Origin of the sequence: Paraeggerthella hongkongensis, from assembly GCF_003726035.1 — a bacterium.
Lineage (GTDB): Bacteria > Actinomycetota > Coriobacteriia > Coriobacteriales > Eggerthellaceae > Paraeggerthella > Paraeggerthella hongkongensis.
In genome coordinates this window covers 26,676-44,197 of record NZ_QICD01000011.1, presented here as the reverse complement: position 1 = coordinate 44,197, position 17,522 = coordinate 26,676, and the positions used below count along the sequence as shown (strand labels likewise).

The 17,522-nt window shown below is 63.1% G+C and carries 13 protein-coding genes; 2 read left to right on the top strand and 11 right to left on the bottom strand.

Annotated elements, in window-relative coordinates; translation table 11 throughout:
* Positions 1-4: 4 nt before the first annotated feature.
* From DMP08_RS06960 to DMP08_RS06915, 10 genes are all read right to left on the bottom strand, one after another.
* Positions 5-1,285: an FtsW/RodA/SpoVE family cell cycle protein gene (locus DMP08_RS06960; RefSeq protein ID WP_123192209.1), complete on the bottom strand. Its 1,281-nt coding sequence runs from the start codon at positions 1,283-1,285 to the stop codon at positions 5-7.
* A gap of 10 nt (positions 1,286-1,295) precedes the next feature.
* On the bottom strand, positions 1,296-2,777 hold the full coding sequence (gene murD, locus DMP08_RS06955; protein WP_244596859.1) for a UDP-N-acetylmuramoyl-L-alanine--D-glutamate ligase: 1,482 nt from the start codon (positions 2,775-2,777) through the stop codon (positions 1,296-1,298).
* A gap of 15 nt (positions 2,778-2,792) precedes the next feature.
* Positions 2,793-3,839 (bottom strand): phospho-N-acetylmuramoyl-pentapeptide-transferase, encoded by a 1,047-nt coding sequence (gene mraY, locus DMP08_RS06950; RefSeq protein WP_123192207.1) that lies wholly within the window; start codon positions 3,837-3,839, stop codon positions 2,793-2,795.
* A gap of 1 nt (position 3,840) precedes the next feature.
* Positions 3,841-5,325, bottom strand: a complete 1,485-nt coding sequence (locus tag DMP08_RS06945; protein WP_123192206.1) for a UDP-N-acetylmuramoyl-tripeptide--D-alanyl-D-alanine ligase — start codon at positions 5,323-5,325, stop codon at positions 3,841-3,843.
* Between the two features lie 3 nt (positions 5,326-5,328).
* Entirely contained in the window at positions 5,329-6,828 is a 1,500-nt protein-coding gene (locus DMP08_RS06940) for a UDP-N-acetylmuramoyl-L-alanyl-D-glutamate--2,6-diaminopimelate ligase (protein ID WP_123192205.1), read from the bottom strand.
* A gap of 7 nt (positions 6,829-6,835) precedes the next feature.
* Positions 6,836-8,740, bottom strand: a complete 1,905-nt coding sequence (locus DMP08_RS06935; protein ID WP_244596857.1) for a peptidoglycan D,D-transpeptidase FtsI family protein — start codon at positions 8,738-8,740, stop codon at positions 6,836-6,838.
* 4 nt (positions 8,741-8,744) lie between these two features.
* Positions 8,745-9,209 (bottom strand): cell division protein FtsL, encoded by a 465-nt coding sequence (locus DMP08_RS06930; protein ID WP_123192203.1) that lies wholly within the window; start codon positions 9,207-9,209, stop codon positions 8,745-8,747.
* A gap of 65 nt (positions 9,210-9,274) precedes the next feature.
* On the bottom strand, positions 9,275-10,231 hold the full coding sequence (gene rsmH / locus DMP08_RS06925; protein WP_123192202.1) for a 16S rRNA (cytosine(1402)-N(4))-methyltransferase RsmH: 957 nt from the start codon (positions 10,229-10,231) through the stop codon (positions 9,275-9,277).
* Positions 10,232-10,249: 18 nt separating this feature from the next.
* Positions 10,250-10,699 (bottom strand): division/cell wall cluster transcriptional repressor MraZ, encoded by a 450-nt coding sequence (locus DMP08_RS06920; RefSeq protein ID WP_114567196.1) that lies wholly within the window; start codon positions 10,697-10,699, stop codon positions 10,250-10,252.
* A 614-nt stretch (positions 10,700-11,313) separates the two neighbouring features.
* Positions 11,314-12,207: a site-specific tyrosine recombinase gene (locus DMP08_RS06915; protein WP_123192201.1), complete on the bottom strand. Its 894-nt coding sequence runs from the start codon at positions 12,205-12,207 to the stop codon at positions 11,314-11,316.
* A 315-nt stretch (positions 12,208-12,522) separates the two neighbouring features.
* Between DMP08_RS06915 and DMP08_RS06910 the strand changes: the two genes are divergently transcribed.
* Positions 12,523-14,001, top strand: coding sequence for a DUF1846 domain-containing protein (locus tag DMP08_RS06910; RefSeq protein WP_123192200.1), 1,479 nt, complete (start codon positions 12,523-12,525; stop codon positions 13,999-14,001).
* A 394-nt stretch (positions 14,002-14,395) separates the two neighbouring features.
* Here the strand turns inward: DMP08_RS06910 and DMP08_RS06905 are convergent, their stop codons facing one another.
* The gene (locus DMP08_RS06905; RefSeq protein WP_123192199.1) at positions 14,396-15,310 is read right to left on the bottom strand and encodes an NAD(+)/NADH kinase; all 915 of its coding nucleotides are present in this window, start codon (positions 15,308-15,310) and stop codon (positions 14,396-14,398) included.
* 66 nt (positions 15,311-15,376) lie between these two features.
* Between DMP08_RS06905 and murJ the strand changes: the two genes are divergently transcribed.
* Positions 15,377-17,401: a murein biosynthesis integral membrane protein MurJ gene (gene murJ / locus DMP08_RS06900; protein ID WP_244596855.1), complete on the top strand. Its 2,025-nt coding sequence runs from the start codon at positions 15,377-15,379 to the stop codon at positions 17,399-17,401.
* The last annotated feature ends 121 nt before the right edge of the window (positions 17,402-17,522 follow it).

Below are 17,522 nucleotides of genomic sequence, written 5' to 3'. Positions count from 1 at the left end.
AACGCTACCTCCTGCCACGTCGAGACGACGATCCTGACCCGCGCCCCTCGCCCCTGCCGTCCAAGCCGGGATCGGCGGCACGCACCACGCGCAGGTCGGCACGTCGGCGGTCGTACACCGTGGGGCCGTTCGCGCTTTGAGACACTGACAAAATGATCCCGACCATAATCAGCATGGCCACCAACGACGATCCGCCCGACGACACGAAGGGCAACGGTTTTCCCACTACGGGAAAGCACCCGATGACCATGGCTATGTTGAGAAACGCCTGGAACGCAATCATGATGGTGCAACCGCCGGCAACCATGGTACCGAAGTTGTCGGAGGCCGATCCCGCTATGCGCATGCCCGCGTACAGCAGCAGCAAGAACAGCGCCACCACCACGAGCGCGCCCACCAGGCCCAGCTCCTCGCCGATGATAGCGAAGATGAAGTCGGTGTCGGCCTGGGTGAGATACAGGTACTTCTCATGGGAGTTGCCCAAGCCCTGCCCGAACAAGCCGCCGCCCGAAAGGGCGTAAAGCGAGTGAATCAACTGGTACCCCGTATCGAAGCCTCCCTGCCCGTCGTTCCACGGATTCAAGAACACCATGAGACGATCGCGCCTGTACGACGAGCCGAAAATGCCGATCAAGCCCAGCGCGACCACCACGCCCACCACGATGAGCATGGTCCGAAGCGGAACCTCCCCCAGCCACATAACGGCTAGAATGCCCACGACGCATATCATGGCGGTTCCCAAGTCGGATTGCGGGCCCAGAATCATGAGCACCGGGGCCACCACCAGCAAACCGACCAGGCACAAAAACGCGCTTGTGGTGTACTGCCCCTCGCGGAAGTCGGCGAACAGGCGCGCCGCCACCAAGATCAGGGCGATCTTGGCGAACTCGGACGCCTGCAAGCTGAAGCCGCCGATGCTGAGCCAGCGGCGAGCGCCCCATTCCTCGTCGCCCACGCCTGCCACCGCCGTGGCCACGAGCAACAGAAACGCCAAGGCCCATAGCACCCACACCACGTTGCTGCGCCATAGCGAAACGGGCACGAACTTCCATATCGCCACCGCCAAGACCACGCCGACGACGGCGAACTTGATCTGGTTGATGGTTTCGGCCATCGAGCTCCCGGCTCCGTCCGCGCCCGTTTTGGCCAAGGTGATGACCGCCGACGTGGAGTAGATCATCACGAACCCGATAAGCATGAGGGCGAGAACCGTCAGAAGCAGGATGATCTGCGGGCCCATGATGTGAGCGGGAGCGTCCCGCCTGTCGCTTCGCGTGCGCGCCATAGCCAACCCGCTATGCGCCCAGCGCCGTTGCGCGAGCGGCTACCAAGCTTTTGAATGCGCGGCCGCGTTCCTCGAACGAGCCGAACTCATCGAACGACGCGCACGCCGGAGACAGCAGCACCACGTCGCCCGCATGCGCGACGGCGAGTGCTTCGTCCAACGCAGCTTCCAAACCGTCGGCACGCAGCAGCGGGAAACCGGCAGGGGCTTCAGACGATGCAGCCGCGAAAGCATCGGCGAACCGAGCGCCCGCCGCACCGAAGCACACCGCCGCGCGCGCATGCTCGTGCGCGGCGGCAACCAGAGGAGCCAGGTCGGTGCCTTTGTCGTCGCCGCCCAGAAGAACGATCGGACGCGCCTCGGGAAACGCCGCTAGCGCCTTGAGCGTGGCGTCGACGTTCGTAGCCTTGGAATCGTTGTAGCATGCCGCGCCGCACACGCTTCCGCACGGCTCGACGCGATGCTCAAGCGGTGCAAACGTGCGCAAGCCCGCGGCCACGCTCGCCTCGTCCGCGCCCAGCGCGAGCGCCGCCGTCGCTGCGGCGAGGGCGTTCGAAACGTTGTGCTCGCCTTTGATGAGCAAGGACTCGGCAGGAACCAGGGCGCGATCGCACGTGCCTTCGGCCACGTGAAGCCACCCGTCAGGACCCAGAAACGCCGCGTTCTCGCTCCCGCACGCCGCGCGCATGTCGCCGCGCACGCCCGCGCCCGTGCCCAGCGGCACGTACGAGAACCCGCGCTGCGCAGGCTCCAGCGCACGCAGACGACGTACCTCGGCCCGGACGACATCGTTCGTGGCATCCAGTACGGCAACCGATTCCGGAACGGTAGCAAGATTCGAGAGGATCTTCAGCTTTGCATCGCGGTACGCCTCCAAGGAGCCGTGCCAATGCAGATGGTCGGGCGTGATGTTGAGCAGCACGGCCACCTGCGGCGCGAACCGGACGGTGGACGCAAGCTGGTACGACGAGACCTCGGCCACGTACACGTCGGTGTTGCCACCCGCCACGGCCTCCAAGCATGTATCGCCTATGTTGCCGACGGCCTTCGCGTTCATGCCGGCGACGCGAAGCAGGTGCGCGACAAGGGCCGTGACCGTGGTCTTGCCGTTCGTGCCCGTAATGGCCACCCAACGGCTGTCGGCTGCGCTCTCGCGCCAGGCAAACTCCACCTCGCCGATGATCTCGGCGCTGCACTGAGCAGCGCTGCGGTACAGCAAAGACCCTTCGGGGATGCCAGGGCTTGCTATGCAGAGATCGAACGCGCCCTCGATGCGATCGAGATCGAACAGCACTTCGGCGCCCGCCGAAGCAAGCGAAGCCGCAGCATCCTCGGCACTTGCCGTGCGGGCGCCCGCCGCTACGGTCAGGCTTTCGATGCGCTTGCCCGCGGCAACCAGGTAATCGGCTACTGCTCGCCCGCTTTTGCCGAGCCCCAAAACGAGCACGCGCCCCAAGTTCTCCGGCGCGCGCTTGCAATGCGATCTGTACACGCGATCCTCCATAAACTACGCCACCGCCATGAGCGTCTCGGCGAAGTACAGGGAGAAGCCCGTTGCAGCCAGAACGCCGGAGATGATCCAGAATCGCACGACCACCTTCGTTTCGCTCCAGCCCTTCTTCTCGAAATGGTGGTGCAACGGAGCCATCAGGAAGATGCGCTTCTTCGTTTTCTTGTAGTACAGCACCTGGATCATGACCGACAGCGCCTCGGCAACGAACAGGCCGCCGATGATGAGCACGATAAACTCGGACTTGGTGAGAACCGCAAGGCACCCAAGCGACATGCCCAGAGCAAGCGAACCCGTGTCGCCCATGAAGATGTCGGCCGGAAAGGAGTTGAACCACAGAAAGCCGATGCACGCGCCCGCAAGCGCCGCACCGAAGATGGCGGGCTCGAGCATGTCGGAGCGGTACGCGATGGCCGCCATGACGATCATGACGATCATGACCGTTCCCGCCGCCAGGCCGTCCAACCCGTCGGTGAGGTTCACCGCGTTGCACAGGCCCACCAGCAGGATGTCCACGAACGCCAGGTACAGCCAAGGGATGGCGACACCGTCCCCAACGGGCACGACCGTGGTCAGAACGCCCAGGTCGAACGTGTAGATAAACGGAATCTCAACCGTGGGGGCAACGTGCAGCCAGTTCACCGCAACCAGGCAGAACACCGTAGCGATAAGGAACTGGCCCACCAGCTTGGCCTTCGGGGTCAAGCCCAGTGAACGCTCCTTGACCACCTTCGACGCGTCATCGATAAGCCCCAACGCGCCGGTCAGGACGGTAGCGCCCACAAGCGCGAACGTCTCGGCCGTGGGCTTGCCCACCAGCAGAGCAACCGCCACAACGGCCACCAGCATGACGACGCCGCCCATGGTGGGCGTGCCCTGCTTGACCAGATGGCTTTCAGGCCCGTCCGCACGCACCTGCTGCCCGATATGGCTCGACTTCAAAAGCTTGATCCATGCCGGCATCAGCACGATGGTGAACGCAATGGCCAACACGATGGCCAAGAACACGAGAAACGTCGGGTATTGAGCGAAAATAGTGAACATATTAATTAACCAGTCCTTTGACTACGCGTTCGAGACCCATGAAGTGAGATGCCTTCACCAGCACGGCATCGCCGGGCTCTACGCAATCGTCCAAACAATCCAAAACCTCAGACAACGCCGCCGCGCGCACGATGCGTCCGGGCTCCATGCCGGACTCTTCCGCAGCATCGGCTATGACCTGCGCCAATTCGCCCACGCACACCAGTCGATCAAGGGGCAGACCTGCAGCCAAGCGCCCGATGCCGGCATGGCATGCCAACGCGTAGTCGCCCAGCTCTCCCATGTCTCCCAGCACGGCGATGCGCTTGCCGGAAACGTTCAGCGAGCAGAACGTCGACAACGACGCTCGCATGGAATCCGGATTCGCGTTGTACGCGTCGTTCACCACGGTGAAACCGCCGCGCGCCTCGATCACTTCCTGCCTTCCCGCCTCGGGCTCGGCCTTGGCAAGCGCGCCCGCAACATCGTGCAGGCTCATGCCGAACGAACGCCCCACCGCCGCGGCGACGCAGGCGTTGGACACGTTGTGCAACCCGCGCAGGTTGAGCGAGCACGCAACCGCCTCGTGCGCGCCGTCCTCGGCGAAACCGCACGCGTGCAGCATGAAACAAGGGCGACCTTGGTCGTCAAGCTCGATCCGCTCGGCCCACACGGACGCGTTCGCGCGATCCTGCTCGGAGAAGGCCGCGCGACGGTCGGCCGCCTGCAACGATCCGTCGAACAGCACCGTGTCCACCCGGCGTTTGTCAAGGCATGCGTGATCGCGCACGTACGAGGCGAAGTCGTCGTCGGCGTTCACGAACGCGCGGCCCGTGCCCTCGGGCAGGGCGCACAGCAACTCGGCTTTGGCGCGCGCGATGTTCTGGCGGTTTCCCAGCAGTTCGATGTGGCTTTCGCCCACGTTCACCACGATGCCCCAATCAGGGCGCACGAAATCGCACAGGTCGGCAAGCTGGCCCAAGCCGCGCATGCCCATCTCCACGACCACGGCCTGGGTTTCCGGCTGGGCGTTCAGCAGGGTCTTGGGAACTCCCAGCTCGTTGTTCTGATTGCCGGCGGTCGCCACCACCGTGTGGGACGCGGCGAGCACGTCGCGCACCAGGTTCTTGGTCGTGGTCTTGCCCGTAGAGCCGGTCAGCGCGATAATGCGGCCCTTCAGGTGGCCGCGCCACTCGCGCGCTAGGTCGGTCACGGCATGCGCGGTGTCCGGCACCTCGATCACGGCAGCGCCCAGCTCGCGCGCGAGCATCTGCACGGACGGATCGATCGGCTGCATCACGAGCGCGCACACAGCTCCTGCGCGCAAGGCCGCGGCCACGAAATCATGGCCGTCCACGCGCTCGCCCGGCAAAGCCAGGTACACGTCGCCCGGCTTCACGTCACGGGAATCCCACGTCAAGCCCGTAGCGATAACGCACGCATCAAGCGGCTCTACCGAAAAGGAGCCGCCCGTGCAGGCGGCTATCTGTTTGAGGTTCAAGCGCATGCGCTACTCCTGCGATCCAGAGCCAGGGCCAAAGGCGCGTTCCAGTTCTTCGGCGGCTACCACGCGGTCGTCGAACGAAAGCACCTGATCGCCCACCAGCTGGTAGTCCTCGTGTCCCTTGCCTGCCACCAGCACCGAATCGCCGGGCTTCGCAATTTGCAGCGCGCGAGCGATGGCCGCGCGGCGGTCGGGTTCCACGTCGAAGCGATCCAGGCCCGCGCCCATGCCGCTTACGATGTCCTCGATGATGGCGTTGGGGTCTTCCGTGCGCGGGTTGTCCGAAGTCACTACGGCGAAATCGGCCGCAAGAGCCGCGCGTCCCATGATGGGCCGCTTGCTGGCGTCGCGATCGCCGCCGCAGCCGAACACGCAGATAGTGCGGCCCGGCGTGAGCGCCATGATGGATCCGAGCGCCTTCTCCAGCGCATCGGGCGTGTGGGCGTAGTCGACGAACACCGACACGTCGCCGGTATGCTCCGCGTCCACGCGCTCCAGGCGGCCGGGAATCTGCGGGGCCTCTTCAAGGGCCTCCACGATCACGTCAGCCGAGAATCCCAGCTGAAGCCCGACGCCGAACGCGCACATGACGTTCTCCACGTTGAACTTGCCCACCAGAGGGTAGTCGAACGTCAAACGGCTGCCGCGCACGTCGAGCGTGACGGTGGTGTGCGTGGGCGCGTACTGCACGTCCACCGGATGGATCTGAGCGGACGGGTCGAAGCCGGTGGTCACCACGTTGTCCTCGGCCACCGAGCAGCGGCGCAGAAGCTCCTTGCCCCACTTGTCGTCGATGCAGATAACGCGGCGCGCGGGGTAGTCCTTCGAGAACAGGCGCGCCTTCGCTTCGAAGTACGCCTCGAACGTATGGTGGTAGTCCAGGTGGTCCTGCGTCAGGTTGGAAAACGCCGTGACGGCGAAGGTCGTGCCCCACGTGCGCTCCAGATCGAGCGCGTGCGAGCTGACCTCCATGGCCACCGTGTCGCAACGCTCGTCGCGCATGCGCGCGAACAGCTGCTGCAAATCAGGCGATTCGGGCGTGGTATGCGCGGATTTCTCGTTCACGCCGCCCATGCGAACGCCCACGGTTCCGATGACGCCCGTGCGCTTGCCGGCCACCTTCGCGATATGCTCCACCAGGTAGGTGGTGGTGGTCTTGCCGTTCGTGCCGGTGATGCCCACCAGCGACAGGTCCTTGGAAGGATGGTCGTAGAAGTTCGCCGCCGCAACGGCCATGGCCTTGCGCGTGTCCTTCACCACGACCTCCGTGACGTCAGTCGCGTCGGCCAAGTACACTTTCCGCTCGACGACCAGCACCTTCGCACCGCGATCGATGGCGTCTTGCGCAAAGGAATGGCCGTCCGTCGTGAAGCCGACGATGCAGAAGAACGCGTCGCCCGGCTGAACCCGGTCGCTGCGATAGGCGATGCCCTCCGCCACGTCGTCAGCGTTGCCGATAATGGTGCAGTCTATGCCCGCGAACAGTTCGGTACAGGTCTTGCCCATAGCTTCCTCACTCCGGATATATGTTGAATCGGTCGATGGCTGTTGCCATTATATCCTTAAAAATTGGCGTGACCACACCGTCGGTGGGAACCTCGTTGGCACCCACAAAACAAACCAATTGGCTTGACGAGTCGGCCAAAAAACCGGTGAAGGCCAGGTTGTACACGCCTTTTCGATACCCGCCGTTCACCTCGTCGTAAATCTCGGCCGTGGAGGTTTTGCCCGCCACGTTGAACCCTTCGATAGCGGCCTTCTTGCCGGTGCCGTCCGACACTACGGATTTGAGCATGCTGGTCAGGTCCGTGATGGCCGCTTTGTTCTCGATAACCTGTTCGGTGGCGTATTCGGGCGTCTCGCCGCTTTGGGGCTTCGAGAGCAGGAAGTGAGGCGTGCACTCCACGCCGTCGTTCACAAGCGCGCCGTACCATCGAGTGATCTGCAGCGGCGTGAGCGACATGCCCTGGCCGAAGCTGACGTTGTAGCCGGTGACCTTGCTCCACTGGTCGAACGGCTTCAGGGCGCCCAGGTAATCGGTGCCGGCCTCCCCCTCGCCCGGATAGTCCACGCCCGTCTTGGTGTGCAGGTTGTACTCGTTGATCTTGTTGTACAGGTTCTGGAAGCCCGTCTTCTCGGTGGCCAGCGATATGCCGACGTTCGACGACTGGTCCATGATCTGGCGCAACGTGAACGTCGCATCGCCGCGCTCGTGCGCGTCCGAGATGACGAACCCGTCAGCTTCGATGTAGGCCGGGCAGAACAGCTCGCTGTCGGGCGTCATGGTGCCCGCCTCCAAAATGGCCATGGCCGACACCGATTTGAAGATGGAGCCCGGCTCGAACAGGTCGGTCACGCACTTGAGTTGCGGAGCGTCCGGCTTCATTTCCGTACGATCGGCGGGGTTGAGCAGCGGAAGCGACGCGGCGGCGTAGATCTCGCCCGTGCCGCCGTCCATCACGATAGCGCTGCCGCCGTTCGCCGTGATGCCCTTCTCGTCGGCCGTAAGGCGCTCTTCGACGTACTGCTGCAGCTCGATGTCGATCGATATGATGATGTCCTGGCCGTCCACGGCGGCTTTCGAGTCCCGCGTGCCGCCCGGAATCGGCGTGCCGTCGGGACTGCGCTCCTCGCGCGTGTACCCGGGTTCGCCGGACAGGATACCGTTGTAGTACAGCTCCAAGCCCGAAACGCCCTCGTAGTACTCGCGGTTGTTCTCGATCTCCGTGTCGAGCTTGCACACGCCTACCACCTGGCCGCCCACCTGGCCGTTGGGATACTCGCGCTTCCACAGCGTTTTATAGCGAATGCCCAGGTCCTTGCCTTCGTACGCAGCGTCCTTCTTCGTGACCTCGCTCACGCGCGCGCGCACCTGCTCGCCCACTTCGACGTCGGCCTTCTCCTTGATGACGGAGTAACGCGTCCCCGAAACCGTGATAGCCGCCAGATAGTCGGACTTCTGCCCGCCCAGCACGTCGACGAGCGTCTGCGCCGTGGCGTTCGCGTCGTCCACTTCGGTGGGGTCCACGTAGATGGTGGTGGATTCGACGGACGTGGCAAGCACCACGCCGTTGCGATCGTAGATGGTTCCGCGGCGCGGCTCGATCCAGTCGTAGCTCATGCGCGCGTTCTCCGCTTCGGCCGCCATGCGCGGCGCATCGACCACCTGCAAGAACACCAGGCGCAACAAGAAGAGCGCCGCGATTACGGCAAACACCAGAATAGGAAGGAACACGCGATTGGAATCGGCTCCAACGTCGGCGAACGAACCGCGCCCGCCCGTAGGCGAAGGACGCGCGCCACGAGAGCCGCGGGAGCCGCGCGAACCGTGGGGCTTCGGAGGACGCGCAGACGAGCGGGAGCTTCCGCGACCGCGAGCGGAGCGCTCGCCTCGCGGCATGTGAGGTCTATCAGCCACGGTTTTACGCTCCGGCGCCGGCGGCTATGGCAATGCTCTTCGAAAGCGACAGGGCGCCGGATTCGTCGGTAGCAACGACGTCTTTACCCAGCTCGATCACGCCAGTGGCCTCAGGAGCGGCCATGCCCAGCTTGCCCGCCTGCTGCTTTACCTTCGTGGGATTGGACAGCGCGCTTTGGGACACCTCGAGCGCAGCGCCCGAGGAGCGGGCGTCGCTGATCTGGCTGGAAAGCTGCGTGGAGCTCATGGTGGTGGAAACCGTAGCGGACATAAGCCCGATGCGCACGAACGCAATCAGCGCGGCCACCACCAAAACGACGGCGACGGCCTTCGCCAAGAACACGACATTGGAAGGAGGGGAAGCGGGCTGCGTGCGCGTGCCGCGGCCCGGAACCACGCTGATGCGAGCCCTGCGCTCATGCTCGGGTACGCGCTCAGGATAATAGGAATACGCCGGTGCTGCGCTCATGCCCAACCCCCTTTCTTCGTTTTAGCTGCCTGTTCGGGTGGTGTACGTTCTGCGGTTTTCGTCGTTCAGCGCTTCTGCGCGATGCGCAGCTTTGCACTGCGAGCGCGCGGATTGCGCTCTATTTCTTCAGCGGTCGGTAGGACCGGCTTACGCGTTACTATGTCGAGTATCGGCTCTTTCCCGCACACGCAGACCGGAAGGTCGGGCGGGCAGGTGCATCGACGGGCGAAGGATTGGAACGTGTCCTTCACGATGCGATCTTCAAGCGAGTGGTAGCTGATGACCACCAGCCTGCCCCCGGGATTCAGCCAGCGTATGGCCGCGTCCAGTCCGCGCTTGAGCACGTCGAGCTCGCCGTTCACTTCGATGCGAAGGGCTTGGAACGTGCGCTTCGCCGGATGCCCTCCCGCTCGGCGCGCCGATGCCGGGATGGCAGCCTTGATGACGTCGACCAGCTGCGCGCTTGTCTCGATGGGCCCGTTCTGACGCTCGCGGACCACGAAGTCGGCTATGCGACTGGCCCACTTCTCGTCAGAGTACGTACGGATGATCCGAGTGAGATCTGCTGCGTTGTAGGTGTTGATGATCTCTGCTGCGGTTAGGGTTTGTTTCCCCGGATCCATCCGCATATCAAGAGGGCCGTTCTCCTTGAAGGAGAAGCCTCGAGACGGCGTGTCGATCTGGACCGACGATACGCCGAGGTCGAACAAAAACGCGTCGACCCCGGGCACTTCCACGCTGAGAAGCGCGTCGTCCATATCACCGAAGTTGCCGCGCACTAATTCGAGGCGCGGGCGTACATCATCAGGCAACGTCCCGAGTTTTTGACGAGCAGCGGCAAGCGCCACTTCGTCTTGATCGATGCCGATGAGCGTACCCGCGCTCCCGATGAGCTTGGCCGCTTCGAGGGAATGCCCTGCACCGCCGAGTGTTGCGTCCACGAATGTATGCTGTGGTTTGAGGTTCGAGTATTCGAGGCACTCGGCGAGCAGAACAGGGGTATGCCGATATTCGTTTATCATTTCGCTCACGCCTTACAATCAGTCGAACAGAAGACCGAGGTCGGTATCCTCGTCGTTTTGGTCGTAGCGCTTTGCGTCCCAGATTTCGAAGTAGCCCGTGTTGCCCAGCACGACGACGTCCTTGTCGATGCCGACAGCCGCGCGTTGTTCGCTCGAGAGCATGATGCGACCGGACGCGTCAACGGACACGTCGGCTGCACGAGACTTGAGCTTGCGGCGCAGACGCACGTGGAGATCGTTCGTGCGGTCGAACTTCTCGAACTTGTCCTCGAACACGCCGGCCACCCATGCGTTGAACGCATCGGGCTCGAACACGTAGAGGCATTCGTCCTTCGGGTTGCGGGTTACCACCAAATCCGTCGAAAGCACCTTGCGAAACGATGCAGGAAGCGACATGCGGCCCTTAGCGTCCACCTTGTGGCGGTACGCGCTGTTGAGATCAACCACCTTTTCGGTGTCCTCGGCCATGCCTTCCTTCCCGCCGCGACTCGCACGGCCCTTTCGATGCTTGGAATTCTATCCCACTTTGCCCCACTTCGCAACAAAATCCGGCCTTTTGACCCATTTAGACCCTTTTGAAACCATCCCGTTCCCCAAGTTGTCCCCCGACCCCCAAAAATGCAAGATTGAGACACGGCTAGATATTGAACCGACGGACGAAAACGAACACAAGATATTGATCGAACTACCGCCTTAGAGGGCCTTGGCATCTATATGGAGCGAGTTATGCGGAATATGTGGCACAACGGATCGCCGACCGATTCGTTGGATAAACCGTTTGGCAAAACGGGCGAGGAGACGGGCGAATCGGGCGGCGAAAGGCGCCCCTGCGGTGGGGTGCCGTCCCACCGCGTCCCCCGCAGACCGTGATCGTGATGGGATGCCGTCCCACCGCCCCCTCTCCAGCGAAAGGCAGCGCGCCGAAGCCTCGAACGCCGCGGGACGCTTCCAATGCGCGGAGCATCCGCTTGGCGAAGCGACGGCAAACGCCCGGACAAGCCGAGCGAAAGGAAAGCGGGCGGCGGACGCCCCCCCTTCGCCGTCCGAGCGAGCCAGACAGCTGCCCGGAAAATCCCGATACATTACTTCGCGCGCGGGTGCGCGCGTAGATATTCCTCGCGCATGTGAGCACGATTGATGTGCGTGTAGATCTGCGTGGTGGAAATGTCCGAATGGCCGAGGATTTCCTGGATGACACGAAGGTCGGCGCCGCCTTCAAGCATGTGCGTGGCGAACGAATGGCGCAGCGTGTGAGGATGGAGGTTTGCCACGCCGATAGATCGCCCCGCCTCGGCCACGATGGCATGTACGCTTTGGCGCGTCAGCCGCCCGCCGCGCGCGTTCAGAAAGACCGCCGACGTAGGCTTCGCTCCCGGCTTCGTCAAACCGGGACGCCCGTTGTCGAGGTAGTCGGCCAACGACCGCAGCGCCGCACCCGATATGGGCGACACGCGTTCTTTGCCGCCCTTGCCCAAAATGCGCAGGTACCCTTCCTCGAGCACCGCGTCGCCCAGATCAAGCCCCACGCACTCGCTTACACGCAAGCCGCACCCGTACAAAACCTCCAAGATGGCCCGGTTGCGCAGCGGGATGGGGGCGCGCTTGGGAGGATCGGCCAACATGGACTCCACCTGCACCGCGCTCAACACGTCGGGGAGTCGATCGGGAGCCTTGGGAAGCTGCAACGTGTCGGTGGGATTGCGGCGCACGTGCCCCTCTCGCACGAGGAACCTATAGAAGCCCTTGAGCACCGACACGTGGCGATCCACCGTGGCGGCGGCGTATTCGCGGCCGAACAGGTCGGCCTCGTAGGCCACGATGGTCTCGCGCTGTACGTCACCAACGCCCTTCACACCGCACGCATTCAAAAATGTCGCGAAATCCCGCAGGTCAGAAGCGTACGCCGACACGGTAAGAGGCGAGCTTCCCCGCTCGATGCGCAGATGAGCCAGATATTCTCGAACCAGTTCGTCCATCCACCAACCCCGTCGTCGACCCGGCAAGCGGGCATGAAAAGCAACGATCGACCGATTCGCGCAAAACACGCTGCGGCACCGTCGCACTGATCGAACAGCATAGCATGACGCTATGAAAAACCAGGTGCGGAAAGGACGGGCGCCGAACGCCTTCGGACCTGCAGGTATGGCGAACCGAAGGAAGATCCCCTTCGTTACCTGCAATTAACAAAAACGAAACACCTACCAAGTAGGGTATACTGAATCGGATTGCGCACGGCCTTCTGCGGTCGTGCGCGAACATCATCGACGGCAAGAAAGGGGCGCCGCATTCCCATGCGCATCGGATTCGACAACGACAAGTACATCGCGCTGCAGGCCGAGCATATCCGCAACCGCATCGACCAGTTCGGCGGAAAGCTCTACCTGGAATTCGGCGGGAAACTCTTCGACGACTACCATGCAGCCCGCGTGCTGCCCGGATTCGAGCCCGACTCGAAGATCCGCATGCTCAAGCAGCTGGTGGACGATGTCGAGATCATCATAGCTATCAACGCGAACGACATCGAGAAGAACAAGGTTCGCGGCGACCTGGGAATCACGTACGACGAAGACGTGCTGCGCCTCATGGACATCTTCCGCGGCATGGGCTTCACCACCACCGGCGTGGTGATCACCCATTACACGAACCAACCCTCGGCCGAGGCGTTTCGCAAGCGCCTGGACAGCCTGGGCATCAAAAGCTCCCTGCACTACCCCATTGCCGGCTATCCCTACGACATCGACCGTATCGTCAGCGACGAGGGCTACGGCAAGAACGAGTACATCGAAACGAAGCGCCCGCTTGTCGTGGTGACCGCCCCCGGCCCCGGCTCGGGCAAGATGGCCACGTGCCTGTCGCAGCTGTACCACGAGCACAAGCGCGGCGTGGCGGCCGGCTACGCGAAGTACGAGACGTTCCCCATCTGGAACCTGCCGCTCAAGCACCCCGTGAACATCGCGTACGAGGCGGCCACGGTCGATTTGGACGACGCCAACACCATCGACCCGTTCCACCTGGAAGCGTACGGCGAGACCACCGTGAACTACAATCGCGACGTGGAGATATTCCCTGTGCTCAAGGCCATGATGGAGCGCATCTCCGGAACGAGCCCCTACCAGTCCCCCACCGACATGGGCGTCAACATGGCCGGCAACGCCATCGTGGACGACGACGCCGTGCGCGAAGCCGCCAAGATGGAGATCGTGCGCCGCTACTTCCAGGCGGCCGTCGAAGCGCGCCGCACCGGCGTCGGACAGGAGCACGTGGAGAAGCTGGAGCTCCTGATGAACCAGGCCGGCGTGAACGCAAGCTTCTCGCCGGCGCGATCGGCCGCGCTTCTGAAGGAGGAGACCACCGGCGGTCCGGTGGGCGCAATGGTGCTGCCCGACGGCACCGTGGTGACGGGCAAGACGTCGCCGTTGCTGGGAGCCGCATCGTCGCTGCTCATGAACGCGCTCAAGGGCGTGGCCGGCGTCGAGGACATCAACGTGATCAGCGATGCGGTCATCGAGCCCATCTGCCGTCTGAAGACCGAGCAGCTGCACAGCCGCAACCCGCGCCTGCACTCCGACGAGACGTTGCTTGCCCTGTCCATCAGCTCCGCAACCGACGAGCTTGCAGCCAAACTGATCGACCATATCGACGACCTGCGCGGCTGCGATGCGTACTTCAGCGTGATCATCTCGGCCACCGACGAGAAGCTGTACCGCACGCTCGGCATCAACGTATGCTGCGAACCGAAATACGAGCAGCACCGGTACTACCATAAGTAAGCAATATCGAAGGGGCCCGCGGGCCCCTTCGATATGCGAGCGCCTTGCAGCAGCCGCCACCTTCTACCGTTTGCGGCCGCAAGGCGCTCGCCTCCTCATTGTCGATCCAAAAACACGTTTTCATGGCCGAAAACGTGTTTTTGGATCGACAATGCACCTTACAAGCATTATTGACTTTCTTATATTTTGTTGCACGGATCGTGAGACAATGGGCAAGCAACACTCGGTGCAAGGAGGGTGCTCATGACCGGAGTACACGATGTCGAACTGGCTCGCCTCTTCCTGTGCTCACTGACGAGCGGCATCGGGAATCGCACCCTGCAAGACGTCCTTAGCCGCCGAGCCACGCACTTCGAACGGCGGCGCAACCGACGACCATTCCGGCCTCCACCCCCTAGAAAAACACCTTCGCTGCATGCTCGTAGAAGCCCTCGTGCTGATGACGCAGCAAAACAGTGGGGGCTTCGCCTCGGCTGACGTAGATGCGACGCACCGGACGGTCGAACGACAACAGCTCCCCATCGGCAAACAGGGTGGCGTCGCGTCGAGCCGCCTCGCGCGGCAAGCCCATTTCCACCACGTCGTTCGATGCCGTGACTATGGCGCGCGAATGCAGCGTATGCGGCGCGAGCGGCACCACCACCAGCCCCGTGAACCCGGGCGCCACCAAGGGGCCTCCCGCCGACAGAGCGTAAGCCGTCGATCCCGTTGCCGTGGCAACCACCAAGCCGTCGCCGCGCATTTCGGCAACGTGCGAACCGGAAACGCCCAGCGTGAAATCGATGACGCGACCGTTCGCGCCGCGCGTCACCGCAAGTTCGTTGAGCGCGAAGAAACTACGGGCGCCCGCCTCGCACGGCGACGTCGGCTCGTCGACCGCCCCATCCGCAGCGTCATCGTCGGCCCACGGATCGGCCTCCCCCTCGCATACAACGTCGATGCGCAGGTTCGCACGCTGCTCGGCCACCACGTCGCCCGCCAAAGCCGCGGCCACGATGGCGACCACGCCGGCATCGCTCGAATTCGCCAAAAAGCCCAAGCGACCGAAGTTGATGCCCAGGATAGGCACCCCGGTCGTACCGATCTGGCGCGCGGTGCGCAGGATGGTGCCATCGCCGCCAAGCACCACCGTCATCTCCACGCCCGCCGCCAACGCGGCGTTCAAGCCGTCATGGTCGCATGCGCACGACAGCTCGGTGGAATCGACCAGCGTGTAGTCGACCCCCTGCGTGGCCAGGTACGTTGCCAATAGCAAGGAAGCATCCACGGCTTTCGAGTTGGAATTATTGCGTACGATGAGGATGTGCATGAGGCTCTTCTTTCCGGGTTTGCTATGATGGGCCATTATATCCGAAGCATAAGGAAGCGTCCCTCCATGTCCGACAAGCTCGCACGAGCTCAACATATGCGTCCCGCCGACCCCGGTTCCACCTCGGAGATATTCGTAGGAGGACGACATGCCGGACTCGACCGCACCGCAATCGCAGCCGCCGTTGCGCAAACGGTCGTGCCCAAGCCGGAGCCCCGGCACGACCCCGCAAGCGCAAAAGCACGACTGCGCTCGGCGGCTCCAGGAGAGACGTCCGAGATATTCATAGGAGGGCGCCACGCCGGCGCCGATCGCACGACGCCCCCGCTCGACCCCTTCGAACCGCAGACCCCCGACCCGCGCGAAGCCGCGAAAACAGCCGCGCGAAACACGCGCAAAGAGCGCGCGGCCTTCCCGGGGTCAACCTCGGAGCTGCCCATCATCAGCAAGCATGGCGGAGCGGACAAGACGGTCTCGAACGTTGCTGAGCCCGAAGATGCCCAGGCAACCGTCGGCTCGTCGGCCGCGCTCATCAGCGCGTGCACGCTGATCTCGCGCGTACTGGGATTCGTTCGCACTTGGGTTATGGCGTTCGCGCTGGGCTCTACGCTTCTGTCGAGCTCCTATCAAGTGGCGAACAACCTTCCTGCTCAGCTGTACGAGCTGGTAATAGGCGGCATGATCGTGACCGCCTTCCTGCCCGTGTACCTGTCGGTGAAAAAACGCCTGGGGCGCGAGGCCGGCAACGAGTACGCCTCGAACCTGCTCACCATCGTCGTGCTGCTGCTGGGCGTGGTGTCGGCGCTGTGCATCGCGTTTCCGGGAGTTGCCATTTACACGCAAAGCTTCTTCTCGGAGCAATCCGAGATGGCGCTCTCCGTGTTCTTCTTCCAGTTCTTCGCCATCCAAATCGTGTTCTCGGGTGCGACGGCTATCGTATCGGGCCTGCTCAACGCCAATAGGGACTACCTTTGGTCGTCGATCGCGCCAGCGGCCCAAAGCGTCGTCGTCATCGTCTCGTTTCTGCTGTACGCTGCGGTTGCGCCGCAGGACCCCGAACTTGCGCTCTACATCATAGCCATCGGCAACCCGCTGGGAGTGTTCATCGCGCTGGCCATGCAGCTGCCCGCCCTCAAGCGCAACGGCATCCACATCAGGCCGCGCATCAACCTGCGCGATCCCGCGCTGCGCGAAACGCTGAGCATCGGCGTGCCCGCTGTGTTCGTCATGCTGTGCTCGTTCGTAGTGGTCTCGGTCCAGAATGCGGCTGCCTACAGCTTCGCGTCCAACGGCCCGTCCATTCTGCTGTACGCGCGCCAATGGTTCACGCTGCCCTACGCGTTTTTAGCGGTGCCCATCACCACCGCCATGTTCACCGAGCTGGCCGATATGCAGGCCGAGGGCAACATGGAAGGCGTAAAGCGCGGCATTATCGGGGGCACGAACCAGATCCTGTTCTTCATGATCCCCTTCGCCATGTATTTGATGGTGTTCTCGCTGCCGCTGATCACGCTGTACAATGCGGGAGCGTTCACTTCGGAAAGCGTTGCATCCATCGCGTCGTACATGGCAGTTCTGGCGCTTGCGCTGCCCGTGTACGGAGTTAACACCTACCTGCAGAAAACCTTCAGCAGTCTGCGGAAAATGGGGGTGTTCGCAGCATTCAACTTCGTAGCCGGCGCTGCCCAGATCGCGCTCACGATTTACGGGGCCTCGAACGCCGATCGCTTCTCCATCGAGATCATCGCAGTGGCCGAGGTGCTGTTCTACGTGGTGGCCGACGTATGCCTGTTCGCTTATCTGCGCAGTCGCCTGGGAGCGTTCGGCCTGCGATCGGTGGCGAAGGCATGCTTCTCCGGCCTGGTGTTCGGCGGCTTGGGCGCCCTTGCCGGCGGCGGCGTGCTGTTCGGCTTGCAGGCGTTCGTCGCCCCTATCGCCGGATCGATTCCGCTTGCCTTGACCTACGTGCTCGCTGGCGGCTCCGTTGCTCTGCTGGTGACGTTCGGCCTGTCCATCAAGTTGCACGTGCCCGAAGCCGCGTTCGTAGGATCGCTCATCGGCAAGGTGAAGGGTAAGCTGGGGCGCGGGTAGGACCGATCTCCCGCGTCGTCCTTCCTTGGAAAACCCGCACTAGTCCGCTTCGGACGAGTATGCAAAAAAGCCGCGACGCCCATCGGGTGCCGCGGCTTTTCACGTGCGAAATCCTGAAGCG